This window comes from Paraburkholderia pallida, assembly GCF_004524855.1.
GTDB lineage: Bacteria > Pseudomonadota > Gammaproteobacteria > Burkholderiales > Burkholderiaceae > Paraburkholderia > Paraburkholderia oxyphila.
This window is the reverse complement of record NZ_CP038148.1, coordinates 649,087-672,429: the sequence shown is the minus strand read 5'-3', so window position 1 is coordinate 672,429 and position 23,343 is coordinate 649,087. Positions and strand designations below refer to the sequence as shown.

The following is a 23,343-nucleotide window of genomic DNA, read 5'->3' as shown; positions in this document are numbered from 1 at the left end:
CTTTCGGCCGCGCCGCCCGGGATGCCGATTGTCATGTCGGCGCGCCGGGCGGCGGGCGGTGTTACCAGGCGGCCGGGGGCCGCCGCATTCACTTTTCGCCGCGTTCGCCGACGAGCGCAAGCGCGCGGTAGACAAGCCACGGCCCGATCAGCTGCAGCACGACGATGGCGCACATCATGATCGCGCGCAGGCGCGGATCGAACGACGGGTAAAGATCGTAGGTGTCCTCCACGAGCAGGAGCGCCAGCGCGGACATGGGCGTGAGCGCAATCCCGAGCGCGACGCCCTGCTTCCATTCGAGTCCGCTCGGCCTGGCGAAGATCAGCACACCGACGAGTTTCGCCACGAACCGCGCGACGATAAGCCCCGCCGCGGCCACGCCGCCGACGAGAATGTCGTGCCATTCGAAGGTGGTCATCGTGAGCACGAACAGGATCACGGTGAGCAGCCACCCGGCGGTGCCGAAATGCTGTGGCCACAATTGCGGCCGCGCCTCGAGATTCTTCACGATGATGCCCGCGGCCAGCAGGCTCAGGATGGTCGAGAGCTTGAGCAGGTGCGCCACGGCGATCGCCAGCAGCACGAGGCCGAACAGCGCGACGAACGAATGCTCGTCCTGCGGGCTCAGGTGCCGGTAGAACAAGGTGCAGGCACGCGCGAGGATATAGGCGACCACGATCGAGCCGACCAGCAGGTAGAGCGGCTGCAGGATGGTGGCGAAAACGTTGCCATAGATCTCCTGGTGCAACCATCCCGACGCGAGCTTTTCGATCACGACCGCATACATGCTGTTGAGCGCTGTGAGCGTGAGCAGGCGTTGCGTGACCTGGCCTTCGGCGCGCAGCTCGGTCTTGAGCTGGATCACCATCGCCGGTGAAGTCGCCATGGCGATCGAGGCCACGACGATGGCGACCATCGCCGGCACCGAGAGGAACAGCAGCACGACGAGCACGAGCACGAAGGTCAGCGTGGCTTCGGCGAGGCTCGAGAGGATGAGCCACGGGTTGCGGCGGATCCAGCGCAAGTCGAGCCGGCTGCCGAGTTCGAACAGCAGCAGGCCGAGCGCGACATCGAGCAGCGGCCGCGCGGCGTCGGCCGTTTCCAGGCCGATCACGCCAAAGCCCGCCGAGCCGGCAATCAGCCCGATGATCGCGTAGCCCGAAATACGCGGCAGCCGCCAGGCGCGATAACACAGCTCGCCGACGAGACCGGCGGCGAGCAGCGCGAGCCCCGCCCAGAATATGCCGTCTGGCTGCAGCGGCCAGCTCGGAAAGAACGAAAACGCCGACTTCATCGTAATGGCTTCTCCTTGGCAGAACATCTTGCATGGGATCGGCCCCCGGCGCTTCGCGGGACACGCAGCATGTGCTGAAGCACTTACTGTGGTCCAGGGCCGAAGCCCCGGGTCCGATCGACAGCTCTGCATGGGACCAGAGCAAGCGCTTTGCATGGGGCCGGAATCAGTGCTGAAGCACGCACTCCGGCCAGCAGCCAAAGCGACCACGCTGGTCGACACAGAAGACAGTCCGGCTGTCCGGCTCGACATCACTACACCTGACATCTCGCGCCCGGCACACAGGCAAGCCGCGTGCCGGACCGGCGCAGCGCGGGCGACGCAACCGCGCGAGGCGCCTCGCGCTACGGTTGCGCCCGCGTTATCGCGTCGGGCGCCAGGCCCCGTGCGCCATGCCACGCTCTTGACGCTGCAAGCGCTGACAGACGGGGCGCCCAGGCTCGCAACCCGATCAGGTGGCGGCCAGACACGACGGACAACAGCGGGAAAGCTCTGCACCGGCGCCGCTCGCGCGGCGAACAGCCGGTACGGGCGCTTTCTTGTGGTTTGTCAGCGCCCGCGTTGGGTGAACGAACGCTGCCGACTCTCCTGAGCACTCAGATTCAGGACAAGCGGCATCCGTTCCTTGGACACGTCGGCCATCTGTTGTGGCGCATGACGCGGAAAAGAACGGCGATTGTGCCATAGCTTTTTTGCAGTTGTCCCGATCTGCCGGCAAAGTTGGCAAAGCCGGTAAATGCGTCCGTGTTCGACGACCTTTTCCGACGATAAGGAAAAAATGACCGTTGCGCCTGTTCGGTGGCGAACGGTTTTCGAGCGGGCGCAGCCGCACCTTGGGCGCCTTTGTGGCCGACGGCGATGGCGTCAGCTTCGGGTTTACGGTTTACCGTATGTATACGTAGTAGAAGTTAACAAAGGCGGGGTTTTTCTGTGGATAACCCCTGTATACCTATGTGAATCATCGGCTTGGCATTCGCACAACCGCATGCGTAGCGTGTGAGAGTCGGGCTGGCATCGGAGAGTAACTTTTGGGCCGCGAGACCAGGGCGTCGAGTTACCCCGTTTACGTCCACATCGCGTCCACATTGGATTTGCCCGCAATCCGCGCGGTTATCCACAGGCTGGCGTGGACAACCGTGCTGGTATTCGTATGGAAAATGGCGTGCACGCATTGCGTGCGTGGGGCGCCGCTGGCGCGGCTGACTAGAGACTGCGCTGGCGCAAGGCGCGTTGCAGGAAGCGCGCGGGATCGACCTGTTCGGCAAGCTCGCGTTCGATGGGCCACGGCTCGCCCTCGAGCTGCGAGGCGATGAGCTCGGCGCCGAGCGCGGCCCACACGAGCCCGCGCGAGCCGAAGGCGAACGCGCCGTAGAGCCCCTGGGCGCGCGGCAAGTCGAGCGGCCACGCGCCGGAGAGCCGTTGTGCGTCGCGCCGTGCAGCGGCCTCGTCGCCGAGCTGGCCCAGCATCGGCAGACGGTCGCTCGTGACGCAGCGCAAGGCCACGCGGCCTTGCCAGACGCGCGGATGTGCGCCGGCCGCCGCATTCGCGGCGGCGACTTGCAGGCCCGGCAGCATCTGCGCGACGCGCTCGAGGTTCTCCACGTGCCCGGCTTCGCGCAGGGCGATATCGGTGTCGTCGACTTCGTAGGTGGCGCCCGCGAGCGTCACGTCACCGGGCAGCGGCACCGCATAGCCGTCGCCGATCACGGGTACGCGCAGGGACGCGAGCGGGCTCTCGTCCAGCAGCGTGAGCTGACCGCGCACGCTGCGCGTGGGGGCGAAGTCGAGCGCGGCGGCCCGTGCGGCGTCGTGCGCGTTGGCGAAAATCACCACGCCCGCTTGGGCGACGAGCGTGCCGCTTTCATCGAAGACTTGCCAGGTGTCGCCCGCGCGCTCGATGCGCTCGATTTGCACGCCGTAACGGACGTCGACTTGCGCATCCGGGAGCGCACACGCCGCGGCAATTTGCGCGCGGCACAGCGAGGCCGGATCGATCGCGCCGCCACGCGGATAGAACCAGCCGCCCTGCGCGAGCGCGACGCCGGCAATCGACTCGGCCTCTGCGCGGTCGACGCCGCGCACGAATTCCTCGGGATAGCCAAATGATGCGAGCGCCGCAGCGACGGCCTGTGATTCGTCATCCGTAGCAAGATGCAGGAGTCCTGCATGTGAGCGCACCGGCGCCTCGATTGCGCCATGCGCGGATCTTTGCGCCGCGCCATCGAGCGCGGCCCAGCGCCGCAGCGCGTAGAGAAACCCCGCGCGCGTGATGCGCGATGCGCTGCTGTCGTCGCGTGAGACGAGCGGGTGGAACACGCCCGCGGGATTGCCCGAGGCTTCGCGCGCGGGCGCCGCGTGCCGTTCGACGAGCGTGACGCGCCAGCCGCGCGCCGCGAGCCGCTCGACCAGCGCGCTACCCGCGAGCCCCGCGCCGATCACCAGCGCATGCCGTTCGGTGAGCGCTAGCGGCAGCGGCGGCTCGTAGCGCCGCACGCGCCAGCGCGGCGCAAAGCGGCCGACCAGCATCGTCCATTTCGTGCCGAAGCCGGTCGTCTTGCGGTATTCGAAGCCGTTCTGCTCGAGCGCGCGCTTCACGTCTCCTGCGCTGCTCCAGGTCGAGAAGGTGGCCTCCTCGCCCGCGACGCGCGCGAGCGCCTTGAAGATCGCCGGCGACCAGAGCTCGGGATTCTTCGCCGGGGCGAAACCGTCGAGATAAATCGCATCGGCGCGTAACCACATTTTGGGAAGCATCTCGAGCGCGTCGCCAAAAGCGAGCGTGAGCGTGACGCGTCCGCCTTCGAACTCGAGCCGGTGCGTGCCGGGCACGAGCATCGGCCAGGCGTCGACGAGCTCGTGCGCAAGACGCGCGATCGACGTGCCTGATGTGCCCTCTGTGCCCGACGAATGCGGTGCGTGCGCAACCACCGCGTCGAGTGCCGCGCGCAAATCGTCGCGCGAAAACGGATGCATTTCCACCGAGACGAAATGCAGGCGCTCGCAGCGCGCGGACGCATTGCGCCACGCCGCCCACGTCGCGAGGAAGTTCACACCCATGCCGAAACCCGTCTCGAGCACGGTGAAAATGCGCCGGTTCTGCCAGCGTTCGGGCAGGTTGTTGCCGCGCAAAAACACGTATTCGGCCTGTTCGAAGGCGCCGAAAGTGCTGTGATAGACGTCGTCAAAGCGTGGCGAATACGGCGTGCCGTCTTCGCGGAAGGCGAGCGTGGCGGGGATCAGTGTGGCAGTCATGACTTGCGCGTTGGCTGGAAACGGTGGGTTTCGAAGCGGGAACTGCGGCGGCAAAGCCCCGTGGGCATTGGGTTTGCGGGCACAAAGCGTTGGCGCTGCGCAACGCCGGGAAGGTTAAATCTGCGCACGGCGGTGTGCTTTTGCCATGCGCCGCCCGTCAAAAACCCGCGAGCGGCGCGTAAAACCCGCGCGAACCCCTCTAAATCTTCGAAACCCTTGTCGTTATTGGGTTTGCGCTGCGCTATCATAGCAAGCGCCGCCCAGGGAAGCGGCAGCACGGACGTCGTGGCGAAGCTGGCCGCCGCAACGAAAATCGCCGGGGTGCCCCGGATCCGATGCTGCTCGACGGCGCGGCACGCGACCGTATAATCGGCGCGTTCGCGCTGTTCGTGTCAACCTAAACACAGAAAGGAACATCTCAATGAATAAACAGGAACTGATCGACGCCGTCGCAGGACAGACGGGCGCTAGCAAGGCACAAACCGGTGAGACGCTGGACACGCTCCTCGAAGTGATCAAGAAGTCGGTGTCGAAGGGCGACGCCGTTCAACTGATCGGCTTCGGCAGCTTCGGCTCGGGCAAGCGCGCGGCACGCACGGGCCGCAACCCGAAGACGGGCGAAACCATCAAGATTCCCGCAGCCAAGACCGTCAAGTTCACGGCTGGCAAGGCGTTCAAGGACGCCGTCAACAAGCGCTAAGGCATTGCCGCTTTAAGTTGACACCCGCCCCTGGCGGGTTTTTTTTCGCCCGCCGGATTCAGGCATGCAGCGGGCGGCCGCGAATCCGGATGCACGGATTCGCAGCATGGTGACTCAGTCGTGGCCATGGACGATTTCGCCTTCGCCGCCGTGGTCGTGATCGTCGTCCTCGAAATCCCAGCACGGGAACGGATCGGCATACGCCTGCCAGGCGTCGGGGCCCGCGGCGAATTCCGCGTCGGTCACGAGGCACGCCTCGAGCTTCGCCTGCCACGCCTCGCGGTCGAGATCGACGCCGATCATCACGAGTTCCTGGCGCCGGTCGCCGATGCGCGTATCGTTCGCGTCGCCGAACCAGTCGGCCGCGATCTCCTTTTCCAGCTCGGTGTCCTGCGGCCAATCCTCGCGCGGTTGCGCGGCCCACCAGGTGCCCGCCGGACCGTGGCGGCACACGCCGCCCGCCTGCGAGAGCGAGCCGGCCACGTCGTTGCGCGTGGCGAGCCAGAAGAAGCCCTTCGAGCGCAGCACGCCCTTCCACTCCTGGTTGAGCAGCGCCCACAGACGCTCGGGATGGAACGGCTTGCGCGCGCGATAGACGAAGTTGCCGATGCCGTACTCGTCGGCTTCGCTGTGGTGCGCGTGCGCGGCGTCGTCGTCGCCATGCTCATGCTCGTGCAGCGAGGCGAGCCAGCCGGGCGCGCTCGCTGCAGCGTCGAAGTCGAAGCGGCCCGTATTGAGCACTTCGGCAAGCGGCACTTCGCCAAAGCGGCTCACCACCTGCACGGCGCGCGGATTGATGCGCGCGAGAATGCGCTGCAGGCGCGCGAGTTCGTCGGCGCTCACGAGATCGGCTTTGTTCAGCACGAGCACGTCGCAGAACTCCACCTGCTCGATCAGCAATTCGACGATCGTGCGGTCGTCGTTGTCGCTCGCCGCGACGCCGCGCTCGGCGAGCGGGTCGGCGCTCGCGTAGTCGCGCAGGAAGTTGAAGGCGTCCACGACGGTCACCATCGTGTCGAGGCGCGCGATGTCGGCGAGCGTGGCGCCGTCTTCATCCGCGAAGGTGAAGGTTTCGGCGATAGGCATGGGCTCGGCGATGCCGGTCGACTCGATCAGGATGGCGTCGAAACGCTGTCCGGCTAGCGCCGGATCGGCAAGGCGACGGATCTCGGCGAGCAGGTCGTCGCGCAGCGTGCAGCAGATGCAGCCGTTGGACAGCTCGACGAGCCGTTCCTCGACGTGCAAGAGTGCAGCGGCGTCGCGCACGAGTGTGGCGTCGATGTTGACGGCGGCCAGATCGTTGACGATCACGGCCACCCGCAGGCCGGCGCGGTTGGCGAGGACGTGGTTGAGCAACGTGGTCTTGCCCGCGCCCAGAAAACCGGAGAGCACGGTGACGGGCAGTGGCGGCTGATTCATTGCAATGTGCGATAAGAAAGGCGGGAAGTCGGGCCGCGCGGACCGGCCAGGCGTGCGGCGGATGCCGGAGGCGGCCAGGGCGGCGCAAGCCTGCATTTTGCACCATGCGCGCGCGGCGCGCTGACGGATCGTGGTCGGTGCGCGCCCGGCCCGGGCTTGGCGCGGCTGCGCTTAGGACCTGCGCCCAGCGCGGCGGCCTGGCCGCGCTAGCGCTCTCGCGGCACGACGGCCAGCGCCGCACCGCTCAGGGCATCAATTTCCATTTGCGCAGGATGGCGGCGATTTGCTGCGCATATTGATCGCGCAATGCCGGTGTTTCGGAGTGGTATGCACCCACGGCAGCCCAGGTGTTGCCGTACTTGTTCATCTTCTGACGCAAATGCCAGGCGGCGATATAGACGTTCTTGCACGGCTGCATGAGCGTGCTCGACGAAATGCCGTATTGCGCAAGCGTTGGCAGATGAACCGAGTTGATTTGCATCACACCGTAGTCAACCGAACCGTTCGCATTCCTGTGCAATGCGTCAGGCGTGTTGTGCGATTCCTGCCAGGCGATGGCGCGCAGAATGAGCGGATTGACCTTCTGGTAGCGGGCCGCCTCGTCGAAACAGTCGGCGCGTGCCGGCGCGCTCGCACAGACAGCGGCGAGCGTGAGGGCAGCGACAATCGTGGCGGATGCAACCTTTTTCATGGGATGGCAGAAGGACGTTGCCCTACGCGAGGCCGGCGGCCTGCTCCGCCCGATATGGGGAAAACCCGTGCCTGCCCTGCGTACTCTGCGCTGAGCATTGCGCTCAGTGGACCGCCCGTATCATACCGGCAGACGAAGTCGCGTCAAGCCGGCCAAACGGCACGCGAGCCGCCGCCGCGCGGGGAAGGCGCAGACCGCCGGCGCGCAAGCGCTGTGACTTCGGACCGATGCCGTTCCCAATCCTTACAAAATGCCTCGGCGCGTTGTCGCAAGTTAGAGGAAATCCCCAGACGTTATTTCTTTGTGACAAATTCGACACGAAAAGCTGCTACTGTTGCATTTTTTGATGGTCGTCCGGTGCCGGGAGGAGCGGCGCCGATGGGCCGATCAAGCCGGTCCTTGCGAGCGTGTTCCGCGGGCTGCCTGGCCTGACAAGCCGCGACGATCACTTTGAGCACGTTGAGCACGATAAGTACGACCGGCCGGCGGCGTCCGTCCCCGGCTTCGATATGACACCCATGAGAATAAATCGTATGGCTTTGCGTCGCGTTGCCACGGCGCTGCTCGTGAGCGGACTCATGGCGGCGCAAGTTGCGCACGCCCAGGTCACGCTCAACTTCGTCAACGCCGACATCGATCAGGTGGCGAAGGCAATCGGCGCGGCCACCGGCAAGACGATCATTGTCGATCCGCGCGTGAAGGGGCAGCTCAATCTCGTCTCCGAGAACCCCGTGCCCGAGGACCAGGCGCTCAAGACGCTGCAATCGGCGCTGCGCATGCAGGGCTTCGCGCTCGTGCAGGATCATGGCGTGCTCAAGGTGGTGCCCGAGGCCGACGCCAAGCTGCAGGGCGTGCCCACCTATGTCGGCAACTCGCCCTCGGCGCGCGGCGACCAGGTGGTCACGCAGGTGTTCACGCTGAGGAACGAGTCGGCGAACAACCTGCTGCCCGTGCTGCGTCCGCTCATCTCGCCGAACAACACCATCGCCGCCTATCCGGGCAACAACACGCTCGTCGTGACCGATTACGCGGACAACGTGCGCCGTATCGCCGCGATCATTGCCGGCGTGGACACGGCTGCGGGCCAGCAGGTGCAGGTGGTGCCGCTGAGGAACGCCAATGCGCTCGACATCGCGCCGCAGATTGGGAAGATGCTCGATCCGGGCGCCATCGGTGCATCGGACCCGTCGCTGAAGGTTTCGGTCGTCGCCGACCCGCGCACCAACTCGCTGATGCTGCGCGCGTCGAATGCGCAGCGCCTGTCCGCCGCGGTCCAGCTGGCGAAGCAACTCGACGCGCCCACGAGCATGCCGGGCAACATGCACGTCGTCACGCTGCGTAACGCCGACGCCGTGCAGCTCGCCAAGACCCTGCGCGGGATGCTGGGAAAAGGCGGCAACGACTCGTCGTCGGGCAACAGCGCGAACGGGTTCAACCAGAGCTCGGGCGGCTACGGCAGCAGTGGCGGCGGCGGTGGCGGCGGCAGCACCTCGACGGGCCTTTCGGGCACGCCGCCGCTGCCCAGTTCGTTCGGCGGCGGGACGTCGTCAGGCAGCTCGCTGACGGGCGGCGCGTCGGGCGGCAGCGGCGGCAGCAACGAAGCTCCGTTTCTGGGCGGCGACAAAGACAAAGGCGACGACAATCAGCCGGGCGGCATGATCCAGGCCGACGCGGCAACCAACTCGCTGATCATCACGGCGCCGGATGCGGTGTACCGGAACCTGCGCTCCGTGATCGACCAGCTCGATGCGCGGCGCGCCCAGGTCTATATCGAAGCGCTGATCGTCGAGCTGAACTCGAACACGAATGCCAACCTCGGCATCCAGTGGCAGATCGGCACCGGCGCGGTGTTGGCCGGCACCAATCTGGCCACCGGCGGCGGCAACAGCATCATCAACCTGACGGCGGCCGCGGCCGCCAGCGCCGCCACCGGCGGCCTCGCGGGCGCGCTCGCCGCCAACGGCGGCATCCAGCAGGGCCTGAATGTGGGCTGGGTCCACAACATCTTCGGCGTGCAGGGGCTCGGCGCGTTGCTGCAGGCGCTGTCGCAAACGGCCGACGCCAACGTGCTGTCCACGCCTAACCTCATCACGCTCGACAACCAGGAGGCGAAGATCGTCGTCGGCACGAACGTGCCGATCCAGACGGGCTCGTATTCGAATCTGACGAGCGGCTCGACGAGCTCGGCGTTCAACACCTACGATCGCGTCGATGTGGGTCTGACGCTGCACATCAAGCCGCAGATCACCGACGGCGGCGTCCTGAAGCTGCAGCTGTACACAGAGGACTCGGCCATCGTCAACGGCACGACCAATGTGTCGACCAACCCGGCCGGCCCCGAGTTCACCAAGCGTTCGATCCAGTCGACCGTGCTGGCCGATAACGGCGAGATCATCGTCCTTGGCGGCCTCATGCAGGACAACTACCAGGTCAGCAACAGCAAGGTGCCGCTGCTCGGCGACATTCCCTGGATTGGCCAGCTTTTCCGTTCGGAAAACAAGACGCGCGCGAAGACCAACCTGATGGTGTTCCTGCGTCCGGTGATCATCAACGACCGCAGCACGGCGCAAGCGGTGACCTCGAACCGCTACGACTATATCCAGGGCATGACGGGCGCATACAAGTCCGATAACAACCTGATCAAGGACAACGACGACCCGGTGGTGCCGCCGATGCCGGTTGGCCCGAATGAAGGCGGATCGACAATGAACCTGTTCGATCTCGACAAGATGCGGCGCGAGCAGGCGGTACGGTCGCTGCCCGCGGCGCCTGCCGGCGCGCCCGCGAACGGCGCTGGCGCAGCACCGGCCGCGACGCCTGGTGTCACCAGCTACGCGGTGCCGTCCACAAACGCCACGCAGATGCAGCCGGCTTATCCTTCAACGGCGCCTGCGCAATATCCGCCCGCGCAGCAACCGCTCACCGCCCAGCCGAGGGTGCAGCCTTGAGCATGGCCGACACGCCCCGCCCGTCCAGCGCGGCTGCGCGCGAGATCGCGGCGCCTCGCGAGGCGCCCTCGCCCGTCGCGGCGCGGCTCGTGCCGTATGGCTTCGCGCGCAGCGGGCAGATCCTCGTCGCGCAGCAGCACGCCGACGGGCTCGAGGTGTGGATCAGCGAGCGCACCACGGGCGCGGCGATCGCCGAAGTCGCGCGCAATTTCGGGGCGATCTCGCTCGTGCGCGTGCCCGCGGACGAGCTCGCGCAGGCGATCAACCAGGCGTACGCACGCCAGGACGGCAGCGCGGCGCAGGTGGTGGGCGAGGTGGAAGGCGAAGTCGATCTTTCGCGCCTGATGCAGGACATTCCCGAGGTGGAGGATCTGCTCGAGTCCGAAGACGACGCGCCGATCATCCGCATGATCAACGCGCTGCTTACGCAGGCCGCGCGCGAGCAGGCCTCGGATATTCACATCGAGCCGTTCGAGAATGCCTCGGTGGTGCGTTTTCGCGTGGACGGCACGCTGCGCGACGTGGTGCGCCCGAAGAAGGCGCTGCACGGCGCGCTGATCTCGCGCATCAAGATCATGGCGCAGCTCGACATCGCCGAAAAACGCCTGCCGCAGGACGGCCGCATCACGCTGCGCGTAGGCGGACGCCCCGTGGACGTGCGCGTCTCGACGCTGCCCACGGGCCACGGCGAGCGCGCGGTGCTGCGTCTGCTGGAAAAGGACGCGCAGCGCCTGAATCTCGAAGCGCTCGGCATGGCCGCCGACACGCTCAAGCAGTTCGACCGGCTGATCGCCAAGCCGCACGGCATCGTGCTCGTGACGGGGCCGACCGGCTCGGGCAAGACCACCACGCTGTATGCGTCGATGTCGCGGCTCGAAACCACCACGACCAACATCATGACCGTCGAGGACCCGATCGAGTACGACCTCGCGGGCATCGGCCAGACCCAGGTGAACGAGCGCATCGGCATGACGTTTGCGCGCGCGCTGCGCTCGATCCTGCGTCAGGACCCGGACATCATCATGATCGGCGAAATCCGCGACCTGGAAACCGCGCAGATCGCGGTGCAGGCCTCGCTCACGGGTCACCTCGTGCTCGCCACGCTGCACACCAACGACGCCGCTTCGGCCGTCACGCGTCTGACCGACATGGGCGTGGAGCCTTATCTGCTCGCTTCGTCGTTGCTCGGCGTGCTCGCGCAGCGTCTCGTGCGCCAGTTGTGCCCCGTGTGCAAGGAAGAGCGCGTGGAGGACGACGGGCGCAAGCGCTGGCATCCGGTCGGCTGCGACCGTTGCGGGCATTCGGGCTACTCGGGCCGTCGCGGTGTGTACGAGCTGTTGCTCATTGACGAGCCGATCCGCAACCTCATTCACCGCAACGCCGCCGACGCCGAGATCTTCACCGCGGGCCGCGCGCAGGGCATGCGCACGCTGCGCGAAGACGGCGAGCGCTGGCTCGACGCGGGCACGAGCTCGCTCGAAGAGGTGCTGCGCGTGACCGGCGGCACCTGACCGGGGGCGATCAGCACGATGCCGGCATTCCGTTTCGAAGCGATCGACGCCGCGGGCAAGGCGCAAAAAGGCGTGCTCGACGCGGACAGCGCGCGCGGCGCGCGTGCACAGTTGCGCGGTCAGGGCCTCACGCCGCTCGTGGTCGAGCCGGCGGCGACCCGCACGCGCGGCGCGCGTGCCCAGCGCCTCGCGCTCGGGCGGCGCCTCTCGCAGCGCGAGCAGGCGATTCTCACGCGCCAGCTCGCGAGCCTGCTGGTGGCGGGGTTGCCGCTTGGCGAGGCGCTCGCGGTGCTCACCGAGCAGGCCGAGCGCGACTACATCCGCGAGCTGATGGCCGCGATCCGCGCCGAAGTGCTGGGCGGCCATTCGCTCGCCAACGCGCTCTCGCAGCATCCGCGCGATTTTCCCGATATTTACCGCGCGCTCGTGGCGGCCGGCGAGCACACGGGCAAGCTCGGCATCGTGCTCTCGCGTCTGGCCGACTACATCGAGCAGCGCAACGCGCTCAAGCAGAAGATCGTGCTGGCCTTCACCTATCCGACGATCGTCACGATCATCGCGTTCGGCATCGTCACGTTCTTGCTCAGCTATGTGGTGCCGCAGGTCGTGAACGTGTTCGCGAGCACGAAGCAGCAGTTGCCGTTTCTGACCATCGTGATGATGGCGCTCTCGGCATTCGTGCGGCAATGGTGGTGGGCCGTGCTGATCGCGGTGGCGATCGTCGCGTGGATCGTGCGCGGGATCTTGCGCCGGCCCGGGCCGCGCCTCGCGTTCGACCGGTGGCTGCTCACGGCGCCGCTCGCAGGCAAGCTCGTGCGCGGCTACAACACGGTGCGTTTTGCGAGCACGCTCGGCATTCTGAGCGCGGCGGGCGTGCCGATCCTGCGCGCGCTGCAGGCGGCGGGCGAGACGCTCTCGAACCGCGCCATGCGCACGAACGTGGACGACGCCATCGTGCGCGTGCGCGAAGGCACGTCGCTCTCGCGCGCGCTAGGCAATACGAAGACGTTTCCGCCCGTGCTGGTGCACCTGATCCGCTCGGGCGAGGCGACCGGCGACGTCACCACCATGCTCGACCGCGCCGCCGAAGGCGAGGCGCGCGAGCTCGAGCGGCGCACGATGTTTCTCACGAGCCTGCTCGAGCCGCTGCTGATTCTGGCGATGGGCGGCGTGGTGCTGGTGATCGTGCTCGCGGTGATGCTGCCGATCATCGAGCTGAACAACCTCGTGCAGTGAGCGCAGCGGAGTGCTGTGCAGCGAATCGCGCGGCGGCTCGTGACGCCGCGCCGCGCGGGGCGGATCAGCGCACGTAAATGGTGGGGCCGGCGGCGTTGGCCGGCAGGAAGATTTCGGAGTGCACGCCGTGGCGGTCGATGACGATCGAGCGGGCGCGCACTTCGGCGAGCGTCGCATCCTGGCCGATGGGGCCGCCGAGCGAAATGGCTCGCGCCGGGTCGCCGCCCACGCTCACGATGGCCGCCGCGCCCTGCTGGAGCGCGAGGATGCCGAAGAGGTGGATGTCCTGCACGACGTTGTGCTCGAGCTTGCCGCCAAAGAGCGTGCCGGCCTCGGCGACCGAGACGGGCGCCTGGGCGGCGGCGGCCTGCACGGGCGCGGCGCGCGAGGCGGCGATTTCGAGCGTCCACCACGCGGCCGTGGCGCAGAACACCGCGAACGCGGCGAGTGACAGAAGGCGGATTTGCAGTGGGTTCATGCGCTCCATTGTACGAAGTATTGGGGGCGTTTTGATGGCGCACATTGGGTAAGCGACTCGGGTCTGGACCCGGTACTCAGGCGCGTCATCGTGTGACATTACAATGACCCGTCATGTGAGCGCGAACATGGGTTTCGCGCGCACGACGATGCAGGGCGCACACCGGTGCGCCGCAACGATCATTCGCCAGGAGGGAAAGAACTCATGTCCATATGGGCCAACAGTCGTGAGCTACGCAGCCGCACCGAAATCGAGCGTCTGCGCGCACGTCGCCAGCGCGGTTTCACGCTGATCGAAATCATGGTCGTGATTGCGATCCTCGGCATTCTCGCGGCGCTGATCGTGCCGAAGATCATGAGCCGTCCCGATGAAGCCCGCCGCGTCGCCGCGCGCCAGGACATCGGCACGATCATGCAGGCGATGAAGCTCTACCGCCTCGACAACGGCCGCTACCCGAGCCAGGATCAGGGCCTGCAGGCGCTGGTGCAAAAGCCCACCACCGACCCTGTGCCGAACAACTGGAAGGACGGCGGCTATCTGGAGCGCCTGCCCAACGATCCGTGGGGCAATCCGTATCAGTATCTGAACCCGGGCGTGCACGGCGAGATCGACGTCTTCAGCTATGGCGCCGACGGCAAGCCGGGCGGCGAAGGCAACGACGCCGACATCGGGTCCTGGCAATAGCGCACTGAGGAGAACCGGGACTGATTGGGCCGGCCGCCGCGTGAAACGGCGGCCCTGTGTGCCCGGCCCATGCCTGTTTGAGCCGCCCGCTCCTCGTTTCCCGTTCATCTCCTGCTTCGCGTTCCTCACCCCCATGCCCGCCCGCCCCTTCCGCTATCGCGACCGTACGCCGATGCGCACCGCGCAAGCGGCGCGCGCGCGTTCGGCGGGCTTCACGCTGCTGGAAATGCTGGTCGTGCTGATGATCGCGGGGCTGCTGGTGTCGCTCGCCTCGCTCTCGCTCACGCGCAATCCGCGCACCGATCTGAACGAAGAAGCGCAGCGCCTCGCCCTGCTGTTCGAATCCGCCGGCGACGAGGCGCAGGTGCGTGCGCGCCCCATCGCATGGCAGCCCGTCGAGGGTGGATTTCGCTTCGACGTGCATACCGAGGACGGCTGGCGCCCGCTGCGCGACGACCTGCTCGGCCCGCGCAAGTGGGAAGGCGGCGTGACGGGCGTATCGATCACCTACCCCGGCGGCGACGACGACCTCCATGCGAACCGCGTCGTGTTCGGCACCGAGGCTGTCGAGCAGCCGGTCGAGATCACGCTGTTCTCCGCGGCGGGCCGTGCCACCATCGTCGGGACCGGCACGGGCCGGTATGAGGTCCGCTGAGATGCGCATCGTTCCCCGTTGCGGCGCCCGCCCCCAGGCCTGGCGCCTTGCGCGCCGGCAGCCGCCGCGCCGCGCCGCGATGCGCGGCTTCACCATGATCGAGGTGCTGGTTGCGCTCGCCATCGTGGCGATCGCGCTCGCGGCTTCGCTGCGCGCGGTGGGCAGCCTCGCGGCGAGCGAGGCCGAGCTGCATGAGCGCCTGCTCGCGGGCTGGAGCGCCGACAACGCGCTCGCGCAGCTGCGTCTCGCGCATGCGTGGCCCGAGCTCGGCGAGCAAACCTTCGACTGCTCGCAGGGCAACCTGCAGCTCGTCTGCACGCAGCACGTCACGGCCACGCCCAATCCCGTCTTCCGCCGCGTGGAGGTCTCGGTGACGATGCCGGGCCGCAACGGCAATCTCGCGCAACTCGTCACGGTGCTCGGCAATGAGACGAACCGGTCGCTGTGAGGTTTCGATGAGCCGAAAGCGCGTGCCCCTCGCGCGGCCGCCTGCGCGCTACGCCCGGCACGCGGTGTCCGGCGCAGTGCGCGCGCACCGCGCCGCCGGCTTCACGCTGATCGAGCTGCTCGTCGCCATCGCGATTCTCGCCGTGGTCGCGATCTTGTCGTGGCGCGGCCTCGACCAGATCGTGCGCGGCCGCGACGTCGTCACGCGCTCGATGGCCGAAGAGCGCGTGTTCGCGCAGATGTTCGACCAGATGCGCATCGACGCGCGCGAGGCCGTCAGCGACGACGAAGCGGGCGCGCCCGCCGTCTCCGTCGACGGCGGCGCGCTGCAGATCGTGCGCGCGTTCGCAGTGCCGCCCGGCGCGCCGCCGCGTCTGCAGGTGGTGCGCTACCGCGTGAGCAACGGCCAGGTCGTGCGCTACGCGTCGCCACCGCTCGCCAACTTCGGGGAGCTGCAGCGCGCCTTGCGCGGCGGCGAAAGCGGCACATGGAGCGCCTTGCCGATGATGCAGGGCGTGGGCGCCATCGACGCACGGCTCTACCTGCCGAAGGAAGGATGGACCTCGAACATGGACGAGGTGCGCCAACAGATCGCGGCGAACGCCAACAGCGTGAAGGTGCCGCAACTCGGCAACGCCCCCGTGCCGCGCGTGGTGACGGGGCTCGAGGTGCGCGTCGGCGCCCGCTCACTGGCCCGGCCGGTCACGCGCGTCTTTCTCGTGGGGGAATGAGCGTGCACCGGCATCGACATTCCCGCTCCCTTGCTCGCCCGGCCGCTCGTGGCGCCGCGATCATCAGCGCACTGCTGGTGGTCGCGCTTGCCGCGATTCTCGTCTCGGGCATGCTGTGGCGCCAGCAGGTGCAGGTGCGCCGCATCGAGAATCAGCGGCTGCTCGCGCAAGGGCAATGGATTGCACGCGCCGCGCTCGACTGGACGCGCCTCGTGCTGCGCTCCGAAGCCGATACCGCGCCGGGCATCACGTACCTGGGCGGTGCGTGGGGGATGCCGGTCGCGAAGACGCGCCTTTCGGACTTTCTCGGCCAGATCGGCGAGACGCGCGAGCAACAGGGCGCCGACACCTGGCTCTCCGGCTCCATCGAAGACGCCCAGGCGCGCTTCAATCTGCGCAATCTCGTGTCGGCGGCCGCGCCCGGCGCGCTGCAGCTCAATCTCACGCAGATCGAGGCGTTCGCGCGGCTCTTGCAGCTGCTCGGCCTCAACGGCCAGCTCGCGAAGAACACCGCCGTTTATCTGCGCTCGGGGCTCGCCCATTCGATCACGCGCTTTCAGACCGGCACCACGGCCTCGACCACGTCGAGCACGCAACAGCTCGTGGGCGGCGCGGGTGGCGGCGAGAACTTCACCGACAACCCCGGCCTCTCCGACACCGATACCAACAGCGCCGTCGCGCCGCTGCTCATGACGAGCGTCGATGCGCTGCTCGACGTGCCGGGTTTCACGCCCGACGCCGTCGCGCGTCTGCGCCCCTTCGTGACGATCCTGCCCACCACGACGCCCGTGAACATGAACACGGCCAGCGCCGAGGTGATTGCGGCGATCGTGCCGGGCATGAGCCTCTCGAGTGCGCAGGCCTTCGTGGCGCGGCGCCAGACGGTGTTTTTCCATAACCTCGCCGACGTGCAGCTCGCGCTGCAAGGCGCCGGCGCCCCGCAGAGCAGCGTCGATTCGACGCTCTGCGACGTCAATACGAGCTATTTTCTGGTCCATGGGCGCGTGCAGCACGAGCGCGCCGTCGTGGACCGCCAGACGCTCGTGTGGCGCGACCCGCTCACCCATACGACGCGCATCGTGCGCGTGCGCGACGAACCATGAAACCGTACCCGTCCAACATCGAAAAGAGGTGCGTTTGAGCACGCTGATCGTCCTGATGCCGCCGCGCGATCCGGCGGTCCACTCGCAGGAATGGCAGTTGCCGGAGTTGCCGTTCGTGCTGCTCGACAAGGCGGGCCAGACGCAGCGCGCGGGCCGCGCGGCGCTCGGCCTCTTGCCGAAGGCCTCCGCCACCGTGCTGCTGATCGCCGCGCGCGACCTGCTCACGGTCGCCGCCACGGTGCCGCCGCTCAAAGGGCCGCGGCTGCGCCAGGCGCTGCCGAACGTCGTCGAGGATCATCTGATCCAGGATCCGCAGACTTGCCATCTCGCGCTGGATCCCGCGCGCCTGCCCGACGGGAAGCAGACCGTCGCGGCCATGGACCGCGGCTGGTTCCGCTTCCTCGTCGAGGCCTTTACAGGCACGGGGCACCGCAACCTGCGCGCGGTGCCGGTGGCGTGCTGCCTGCCTGTTCCCGTCGTCCAGGGGGAAGCCGGCGCCGCGCCGGCAGCCGCCACGCAGCCCGGAGCGGCTACCGCCGACGCGCATGCGGGCGAGTCCGCCGCACCGGCAGAAGCGGCCGGTAGCGCCAGCGTTCCGGTGACGGCTTGCGTATTCGGCCCGGTCATGTCGACGGCGCCCGCGCTGCTGCCGGACATGGCAACGTCCACGGCCAGCGCCGCTGCAACGGCGCTGGGCGCGCTGCTCGAGCTCACGATCGTGCGCGGCCCGTCGGCGGAAGGCTTTGCGGTGCCGGCGACGAGTCTCGCCGCGACCGTCGAGGCGCTGGCCGGCGACGCGAGCGTCACGCGCTACGTGCTGACCGGCGTGCCGGGCGAGCCCTCGAGCGCCGCCGAGAAAGCCGCGCTCGCCGCTACGCTGCCCGGCGCACAGCCGCTCGGCTTCGAGACGCTCGCGAAGCGCTCGCTCGCCTGCAAATTCGACCTCTGCCAGTTCGAGTTCGCGGTGCAGCCGTGGCGTCTCGACCGCGCGACGCTGCGCCGGCTGCGCGTGCCCATCGCGCTGGTGGTGGCCTCGCTGGTGGTGGCGATCGTCGGCGCGAACGTGCAGTGGCTGATGCTTGCGCGTCAACGCGACGCCATCAACACGCAGATGACGGAATTGCTGCTCAACGCCTTCCCGAAGACCACCGTGGTGCTCGACCCCGCCGGGCAGATGTCGCGCCAGCTCTCGCAGCTGCGCGTCGCCGCGGGCGAGCCCTCGCCCGACGATTTCCTCGTGCTCGCCGACGGCCTCGCACGCTCGCTCGGGCCCGTGCCTCTGAACGGGATTGCGGCGCTCGACTACCACGACCGGCGTCTCGACGTGACCTTCAAGCCGGGCGTCAATGTCGACGCCGACCTCAACAAGCGCCTCGCGCGCAATGGCCTTGCGGGCACGCAGGACAGCAGCAGCGGCAAATGGACGATCAGGAGCGCATCGTGAAGACATCGGATTCGAACGGCGCGTGGGCTCAGGCCTTGAGCGAGCAGTGGAGCAACTTCTGGGAGGCGCGCACGGCGCGCGAACAAGGGCTCCTGACGTGGGGTGGCGCGTTGCTGGCTGTGGCGATCGGCTATTCGGTGCTGTGGCAGCCGGCGTCGGACGGTCGCGCGCGCTTGCGCGAGAGCCTGCCCGGGCTGCAGCGCGGGCTCGCGCAGATGACCGCGCAGGCCGACGAAGCCCGCGCGCTCGCGGGCGCGGCGGCGAGCGTGGCGCCGGGCGGCCAGGCGCTGAAGGACGCGCTCACCGCTTCGCTCTCCGACCACGGCATGCCGGGCGCGCAAGTGCAGCTGATCGGCACGACGGCGCAGGTGGAGATGAAGAATGCATCGTTCCCGGCCTGGTCGGCCTGGCTCGACGACGTGCGCAAGCAGTACAAGGTGCAGGTGGTCGAGGCGCACATCACGGCGCTCAAGGCCGACGGTCAGGTTGATTTGACTGCGTCGCTGCAGCCGGCGAACGCGCGTTGAGCGCGGGCCGGCTTTGCATGGGATTGGACTAAGAGCTGTGCTCCAAGTCCGATCGACCGCGAAGCATGGGACCGCACTAAGAGCTTTGCATGGGACCAGAGTAACGCGCTAACGCGCGAACTCTGGTCGACAGCTAAAGCGCCAAGTGCGGCCGACAGGAGATCCTTAGCATGTCTTACTGGATGCGGCGCGCTAGCGCCGTATTGCCATGGCTCTTCGTAGCCGTGTTGTCCGTTGGCGTGGTGCTGCTTGTACGCCTGCCCGCCGCATGGATCGCGCCGCAGTTCGCGCGCGCGACCCAAGGCCACATCAATCTCGTCGATCCGCAAGGCTCGCTCTGGCGCGGCTCGGCCACGCTCATGCTCGCCGCCGGCCACGACGTGCAGGGGGCGACGCTCCTGCCTGGCCGTATCGAATGGCGCACGTCGTTCTGGGCGCTCCTCACGGGCCGCGTGCGCATGCAGATGCGCCAGACCGAGGCCATGCCCGACCCCGTCGACGTCGAAGCGACGTTGCGCGGCGCCACCGTCACGCCAGGCGCGATCGCGGTGCCCGCGTCGCTGCTCGCGGGGCTCGGCGCGCCGTTCAACACGCTCGATCTCGATGGCAACGTGCGCCTCGCGTGGAGCCCCTGGCGCGTATTCGGCACCGATGCGTTCGGGCGCCTCACCGTCACGCTTGGAGAGATGAGCTCGCGCGTCTCGCTGGTGAAGCCGCTAGGGTCGTATGAGGCGGTGCTCCAGGCGCAGGGGGCATCATCCACGCTCGATCTGAGCACGCAGAAGGGGCCGTTGCTGCTCGATGGGCACGGCACATTCTCGCGCACGTCGGCGTCGTTCAACGGCACCGCGAGCGCAACGCCCGATCAGCGAGAGAATCTGGCGGGATTGCTGAACCTGATTGGACGGCCCACTGGGGAAGGAACCGTGGCGTTGACCTTCCTGCGCTGAGGTTCGTAGTTCACAAGCTCGAGCCGCGCAAGGCGGCCAGAAGCAGCACAAATCAGCACGGAACAGCCCGTGGCGCCACGTGCGTCTGCGGGCTTACTCCAACCGGGTGCCTTGCGCTGCCGCGTCCTGCGTTGCACCGTGCGTGGATGGCACCGAGCCTTGCACGCCCGATGCCGCGACAGGCGCGGGCGCTCCAACAGCGCCCGTTTCCCGATCCATCTGGGCGACGTCCCAGCCGCCGCCGAGCGCCTTCACGAGGCCCACCGACGACACCATGCGCTGCCCCGCGATGCTCGCCAGCTTCTGCTGCGCCGTGAATGCCGTGGTCTGGGAAGACAGCACGTTCTGGTAATCGGTCGTACCCGCCTTGTATTCGTTCGTGACGATCTGCAGCGCGTGCTGCGCCGACTCCACGGCCTGCTGCTGCACCACGATTTCCTGCGCGAGGATGCGCTGCGACGCGAGATTGTCCTCGACGTCCTGGAACGCGGCCAGCACGGTCTGGCGGTAGACCGCGACCTGCTGGTCGTAGGCCGCGCGCGCCGCTTCGGTCTGTGCGCTGCGCAAGCCCGCGTCGAACACCGTGCCCGCGAGCGACGGCCCGAGCGTCCAGAAGCGCGACGGCATGGAGAGCAGCTGCGAGAGCACCGAGCTTTCGAAGCCACCGCTGGCCGAGAGGGTCAGCGTGGGAAAGAACGCGGAGATCGCCACGCCGATCTGCTCGTTCGCCGCCGCGGCCTTGCGCTCGGCCGAGGCGATGTCGGGGCGCCGTTCGAGCAGCGCCGAGGGCATCGTGACCGGCACGATGGGCGGCGTGGCCGTCAGCGGCGACGGCGGAACCGAGAACGTCGAGGCCGGCTGGCCAACCAGCACGGCGAGCGCGTGCTCGTCCTGCGCGCGGGCGACGCCGTTGTCGATGGCGGCGGCCTGTGCCGACTGCAGCTGCGTTTGCGCCTGAATCACATCGGCACGGCCCGCCACACCCTGCGCGTACTGGTTTTGCGTGAGCTGCAGCGACTTCTGATACGCCACGACGGTGTCGTCGAGCAGCTTTTGCTGCGCGTCGAGCGAGCGCAGCGTGAAGTACGTCTGCGCGAGCGTGGCCTGTGCGGAAAGGCGCGCGTTCGCCAGGTCGGCGGCGGCGCCCTGCTGGCCGGCTTCCTGTGCGCTCACCGTGCGGCTCACCTTGCCCCAGAGATCCGGCTCCCAGGTGGCGTCCAGGCCCAGATTGACGTTGTTCGAGATCGAGCTGCCGCCCGTAAAGCCGCTGTTCGAACTCGACACACGAGACGGGGTGCGCGAGCGCGAACCCGAGAACGAGGCGCTTACCACCGGGAAATACGCCGCGCGCGCCTCGCCCACCAGCGCGCGCGCCTGGCGGTAAGCGGCGGCGTATTGCGCGACGGTCTGGTTGTTGGCGTTGAGCTGATCCATCAGCCCGTTGAGCTGCGCGTCGTCGTAGATGAGCCACCAGGGACCGCGATCGGTGGTATCGCCCGGCTGTGCCACTTTCCAGCCTTCCGGGGCTTCCTTGTAGGACGCAGGCACCGCGGCGGCCGGCTTGTGATAGTTGGGACCCACGGCGCAACCGCTCAGCTGAAACGCAAGCGCCGCCACCGCGCATAGCAGGGCGAGCCTCGGTGCGCGACGCACGCTGCGGCTGACATGCGCGGCGTCATCGGCGAGCGTGCCTTCGCGCAGGCGGCTCGGCGTTTGAAGATGGCGGTCGGGATGGACGAAACGGCAAGACATGCAAGGAATTCCTGTCGAAGCGGCTGGCGACCAAGGCAAAAGCCCAGGGCGAAAATCGCGAATGGCCAGCGCGCGCAAGCACGCAGCGGTGCGCGCCATTGTCATTGTGTGCGGAGCTACGCCCGGCCCGGCTCGAGTCGAGTCGAGGGGCCAGCAAATTGCGGCAATGGTAGCGTACACGCCGCGCGCAGCGCGGAACCGGCAAGGGTAAGCCGGAAGTGTCTGAGGATGTGTTACGGCGCGCCGGCCGCAAATTACGCGTCGTTACGGCGCCAGTGGCGCAGCGCATGGACGGCGTGAAGGGCTGCCGTGCCCGCGCGCGTACGCGCGCCACGCGTGGTGCTGGCCCGGCGGCACGCTACCTGGACACCGGAGCAGGCGGCTTTTGCTGCCGCCGTGGTGGCCGCCGCTGCGCTCATGGCCGCGGTAACCACGGCCGAATCCGCTGCCCGGGGCATCACGGCGCCGGTGGCCGCGGCGGCGGCCTCGCCTCGCTGAGCGCGGCGGCGGTCGGCCCACATCATCAGCACGACGGCAATCGAGCCGCCGGGCAAGACGAACATCGCTGCGTAGACCGCGAGCTTGCGCCAACGCGCCGCGCCGCCGGTTTGCGCGAAGGCAAGACGGGCAGTGCAGGAGACCGAGCGGCCGATGCCGCCGAGCGCGTTTTTGAGGTACAGCATGGCGCAATGAACAGGAGAATTAGGGATTACCGGGAGTCGAAGTGCTTGCCTGTCATAATATTGACTATGCAATCAAACCACAACATACTTTGCATCGCATCAATTGTGCTGTTGTTTTTACGCTGCGATAGCGACGAATCCATGACCGATGCGTCACTCAATTTGCCTGCCCAGGCAGACATATAACGGGCTAGAATTCGCCTGTCTTCGAGATGCATGAGAACGACTTCCCCATGAGCGACGGCTCGTACGTGCCAGACAAGGTCGGTGTCGAGCCGAGCCTCGGCTATTTCCTGTCGACGGCGCGCAACGTGCTGGCCGCGCGGATGGACCGCGCCGTTGCGCCGCTCGGGCTGACGTCGTCGCAGATCGGCGTGATTTTGCTGCTGTGGTTCGAGCGTGCCAGCACGCCCAACGAGATGTCGCGCGTGCTGTCGTACGACACCGGCTCGATGACACGCATGCTCGACCGGCTGGAAAAGAAGGGCTTTCTCGTGCGCCAGCGCAGTCATGCCGACCGCCGCGTGGTCGAGCTCGCGCTCACGCCACTTGGGCGCGACGCGGCGCAGCAATTGCCGGATCGGGTCGCCTCGGTGATGAGCGACCAGTTGCGCGGCTTTTCCGCCGACGAAGTCACGATGCTCGTCCATCTTTTGCAACGTTTCATCGCGAACGACGTCGATTCGACGATGGTGTGCGGCCATGCGCAAAGCCCTACGGATGGGCCATCCCGGGCATCCAGCGAAGATCGCGACGAGATATAGGGCGGATTTCGCAGCACCTTTGCGCTGAATAGACATCGCCTCGACCACGTCGTATTGCGGATAGATTACTGTCTGGG

At 67.6% G+C, this 23,343-nt stretch carries 20 protein-coding genes; 13 read left to right on the top strand and 7 right to left on the bottom strand.

Annotated elements, in window-relative coordinates; translation table 11 throughout:
- Positions 1-88 precede the first annotated feature (88 nt).
- Both E1956_RS02975 and mnmC read right to left on the bottom strand, forming a co-directional pair.
- On the bottom strand, positions 89-1,294 hold the full coding sequence (locus E1956_RS02975) for a cation:proton antiporter (RefSeq protein ID WP_134747250.1): 1,206 nt from the start codon (positions 1,292-1,294) through the stop codon (positions 89-91).
- A gap of 1,203 nt (positions 1,295-2,497) precedes the next feature.
- The gene (gene mnmC / locus E1956_RS02970) at positions 2,498-4,543 is read right to left on the bottom strand and encodes a bifunctional tRNA (5-methylaminomethyl-2-thiouridine)(34)-methyltransferase MnmC2/FAD-dependent 5-carboxymethylaminomethyl-2-thiouridine(34) oxidoreductase MnmC1 (protein WP_134747248.1); all 2,046 of its coding nucleotides are present in this window, start codon (positions 4,541-4,543) and stop codon (positions 2,498-2,500) included.
- A gap of 421 nt (positions 4,544-4,964) precedes the next feature.
- On the opposite strand from mnmC, the gene E1956_RS02965 reads away from it, so the two are divergent.
- Positions 4,965-5,243 (top strand): HU family DNA-binding protein, encoded by a 279-nt coding sequence (locus E1956_RS02965; RefSeq protein ID WP_006050811.1) that lies wholly within the window; start codon positions 4,965-4,967, stop codon positions 5,241-5,243.
- A gap of 114 nt (positions 5,244-5,357) precedes the next feature.
- Here the strand turns inward: E1956_RS02965 and E1956_RS02960 are convergent, their stop codons facing one another.
- Both E1956_RS02960 and E1956_RS02955 read right to left on the bottom strand, forming a co-directional pair.
- On the bottom strand, positions 5,358-6,662 hold the full coding sequence (locus tag E1956_RS02960; protein ID WP_134747246.1) for a GTP-binding protein: 1,305 nt from the start codon (positions 6,660-6,662) through the stop codon (positions 5,358-5,360).
- Positions 6,663-6,906: 244 nt separating this feature from the next.
- Positions 6,907-7,353, bottom strand: coding sequence for a lytic transglycosylase domain-containing protein (locus E1956_RS02955; RefSeq protein WP_134747243.1), 447 nt, complete (start codon positions 7,351-7,353; stop codon positions 6,907-6,909).
- A 533-nt stretch (positions 7,354-7,886) separates the two neighbouring features.
- Here E1956_RS02955 and gspD point away from each other — a divergent pair.
- Genes gspD through gspF form a run of 3 tightly spaced genes read left to right on the top strand, consistent with a single transcriptional unit; the run spans position 7,887 to position 13,048 of the window.
- Positions 7,887-10,301, top strand: coding sequence for a type II secretion system secretin GspD (gspD, locus tag E1956_RS02950; protein WP_134747241.1), 2,415 nt, complete (start codon positions 7,887-7,889; stop codon positions 10,299-10,301).
- Positions 10,302-10,303: 2 nt separating this feature from the next.
- A complete protein-coding gene (gene gspE, locus E1956_RS02945; RefSeq protein ID WP_134747239.1) occupies positions 10,304-11,812 on the top strand; it encodes a type II secretion system ATPase GspE in 1,509 nt (502 codons plus the stop codon).
- An 18-nt stretch (positions 11,813-11,830) separates the two neighbouring features.
- The gene (gene gspF, locus E1956_RS02940) at positions 11,831-13,048 is read left to right on the top strand and encodes a type II secretion system inner membrane protein GspF (RefSeq protein ID WP_134747237.1); all 1,218 of its coding nucleotides are present in this window, start codon (positions 11,831-11,833) and stop codon (positions 13,046-13,048) included.
- Positions 13,049-13,112: 64 nt separating this feature from the next.
- On the opposite strand, the gene E1956_RS02935 is transcribed toward gspF, so the two are convergent.
- A complete protein-coding gene (locus E1956_RS02935; protein WP_028220076.1) occupies positions 13,113-13,526 on the bottom strand; it encodes a general secretion pathway protein GspC in 414 nt (137 codons plus the stop codon).
- A gap of 204 nt (positions 13,527-13,730) precedes the next feature.
- Here E1956_RS02935 and gspG point away from each other — a divergent pair, with 204 nt between their 5' ends.
- The 8 genes from gspG (at position 13,731) to E1956_RS02895 (ending at position 20,067) form a co-directional block, all read left to right on the top strand.
- Entirely contained in the window at positions 13,731-14,210 is a 480-nt protein-coding gene (gene gspG / locus E1956_RS02930; protein ID WP_134747235.1) for a type II secretion system major pseudopilin GspG, read from the top strand.
- 172 nt (positions 14,211-14,382) lie between these two features.
- Entirely contained in the window at positions 14,383-14,865 is a 483-nt protein-coding gene (locus E1956_RS02925) for a GspH/FimT family pseudopilin (protein WP_232071352.1), read from the top strand.
- Positions 14,866-14,944: 79 nt separating this feature from the next.
- A complete protein-coding gene (gene gspI, locus E1956_RS02920; RefSeq protein ID WP_134750302.1) occupies positions 14,945-15,313 on the top strand; it encodes a type II secretion system minor pseudopilin GspI in 369 nt (122 codons plus the stop codon).
- Positions 15,314-15,320: 7 nt separating this feature from the next.
- On the top strand, positions 15,321-16,043 hold the full coding sequence (locus E1956_RS02915) for a PulJ/GspJ family protein (RefSeq protein WP_134747231.1): 723 nt from the start codon (positions 15,321-15,323) through the stop codon (positions 16,041-16,043).
- Positions 16,040-17,146 (top strand): type II secretion system minor pseudopilin GspK, encoded by a 1,107-nt coding sequence (gspK, locus tag E1956_RS02910; RefSeq protein ID WP_134747229.1) that lies wholly within the window; start codon positions 16,040-16,042, stop codon positions 17,144-17,146. The genes E1956_RS02915 and gspK overlap by 4 nt, the downstream gene beginning before the upstream one ends.
- Before the next feature lie 34 nt (positions 17,147-17,180).
- The gene (gspL, locus tag E1956_RS02905; protein WP_134747227.1) at positions 17,181-18,590 is read left to right on the top strand and encodes a type II secretion system protein GspL; all 1,410 of its coding nucleotides are present in this window, start codon (positions 17,181-17,183) and stop codon (positions 18,588-18,590) included.
- Positions 18,587-19,117 (top strand): type II secretion system protein M, encoded by a 531-nt coding sequence (locus tag E1956_RS02900; RefSeq protein WP_418789242.1) that lies wholly within the window; start codon positions 18,587-18,589, stop codon positions 19,115-19,117. The genes gspL and E1956_RS02900 overlap by 4 nt, the downstream gene beginning before the upstream one ends.
- 170 nt (positions 19,118-19,287) lie before the next feature.
- On the top strand, positions 19,288-20,067 hold the full coding sequence (locus E1956_RS02895; protein ID WP_134747223.1) for a type II secretion system protein N: 780 nt from the start codon (positions 19,288-19,290) through the stop codon (positions 20,065-20,067).
- A gap of 93 nt (positions 20,068-20,160) precedes the next feature.
- Here E1956_RS02895 and E1956_RS02890 read toward each other — a convergent pair whose 3' ends face one another.
- The gene (locus E1956_RS02890) at positions 20,161-21,819 is read right to left on the bottom strand and encodes an efflux transporter outer membrane subunit (RefSeq protein ID WP_134747221.1); all 1,659 of its coding nucleotides are present in this window, start codon (positions 21,817-21,819) and stop codon (positions 20,161-20,163) included.
- A gap of 254 nt (positions 21,820-22,073) precedes the next feature.
- Positions 22,074-22,502 carry a hypothetical protein gene (locus tag E1956_RS02885; RefSeq protein ID WP_134747219.1) on the bottom strand — a complete coding sequence of 143 codons (429 nt, stop codon included), beginning with the start codon at positions 22,500-22,502 and terminating at the stop codon, positions 22,074-22,076.
- A gap of 233 nt (positions 22,503-22,735) precedes the next feature.
- On the opposite strand from E1956_RS02885, the gene E1956_RS02880 reads away from it, so the two are divergent.
- On the top strand, positions 22,736-23,266 hold the full coding sequence (locus E1956_RS02880) for a MarR family winged helix-turn-helix transcriptional regulator (RefSeq protein WP_134747217.1): 531 nt from the start codon (positions 22,736-22,738) through the stop codon (positions 23,264-23,266).
- The last annotated feature ends 77 nt before the right edge of the window (positions 23,267-23,343 follow it).

Coding starts and splice junctions, on each gene's coding strand:
- E1956_RS02975 (WP_134747250.1), bottom strand. CDS start 1,294: ATGAAGTCGGCGTTTTCGTTCTTTCCGAGCTGGCCGCTGCAGCCAGAC.
- mnmC (WP_134747248.1), bottom strand. CDS start 4,543: ATGACTGCCACACTGATCCCCGCCACGCTCGCCTTCCGCGAAGACGGC.
- E1956_RS02965 (WP_006050811.1), top strand. CDS start 4,965: ATGAATAAACAGGAACTGATCGACGCCGTCGCAGGACAGACGGGCGCT.
- E1956_RS02960 (WP_134747246.1), bottom strand. CDS start 6,662: ATGAATCAGCCGCCACTGCCCGTCACCGTGCTCTCCGGTTTTCTGGGC.
- E1956_RS02955 (WP_134747243.1), bottom strand. CDS start 7,353: ATGAAAAAGGTTGCATCCGCCACGATTGTCGCTGCCCTCACGCTCGCC.
- gspD (WP_134747241.1), top strand. CDS start 7,887: ATGGCTTTGCGTCGCGTTGCCACGGCGCTGCTCGTGAGCGGACTCATG.
- gspE (WP_134747239.1), top strand. CDS start 10,304: ATGGCCGACACGCCCCGCCCGTCCAGCGCGGCTGCGCGCGAGATCGCG.
- gspF (WP_134747237.1), top strand. CDS start 11,831: ATGCCGGCATTCCGTTTCGAAGCGATCGACGCCGCGGGCAAGGCGCAA.
- E1956_RS02935 (WP_028220076.1), bottom strand. CDS start 13,526: ATGAACCCACTGCAAATCCGCCTTCTGTCACTCGCCGCGTTCGCGGTG.
- gspG (WP_134747235.1), top strand. CDS start 13,731: ATGTCCATATGGGCCAACAGTCGTGAGCTACGCAGCCGCACCGAAATC.
- E1956_RS02925 (WP_232071352.1), top strand. CDS start 14,383: ATGCGCACCGCGCAAGCGGCGCGCGCGCGTTCGGCGGGCTTCACGCTG.
- gspI (WP_134750302.1), top strand. CDS start 14,945: ATGCGCGGCTTCACCATGATCGAGGTGCTGGTTGCGCTCGCCATCGTG.
- E1956_RS02915 (WP_134747231.1), top strand. CDS start 15,321: ATGAGCCGAAAGCGCGTGCCCCTCGCGCGGCCGCCTGCGCGCTACGCC.
- gspK (WP_134747229.1), top strand. CDS start 16,040: ATGAGCGTGCACCGGCATCGACATTCCCGCTCCCTTGCTCGCCCGGCC.
- E1956_RS02895 (WP_134747223.1), top strand. CDS start 19,288: ATGTCTTACTGGATGCGGCGCGCTAGCGCCGTATTGCCATGGCTCTTC.
- E1956_RS02890 (WP_134747221.1), bottom strand. CDS start 21,819: ATGTCTTGCCGTTTCGTCCATCCCGACCGCCATCTTCAAACGCCGAGC.
- E1956_RS02885 (WP_134747219.1), bottom strand. CDS start 22,502: ATGCTGTACCTCAAAAACGCGCTCGGCGGCATCGGCCGCTCGGTCTCC.
- E1956_RS02880 (WP_134747217.1), top strand. CDS start 22,736: ATGAGCGACGGCTCGTACGTGCCAGACAAGGTCGGTGTCGAGCCGAGC.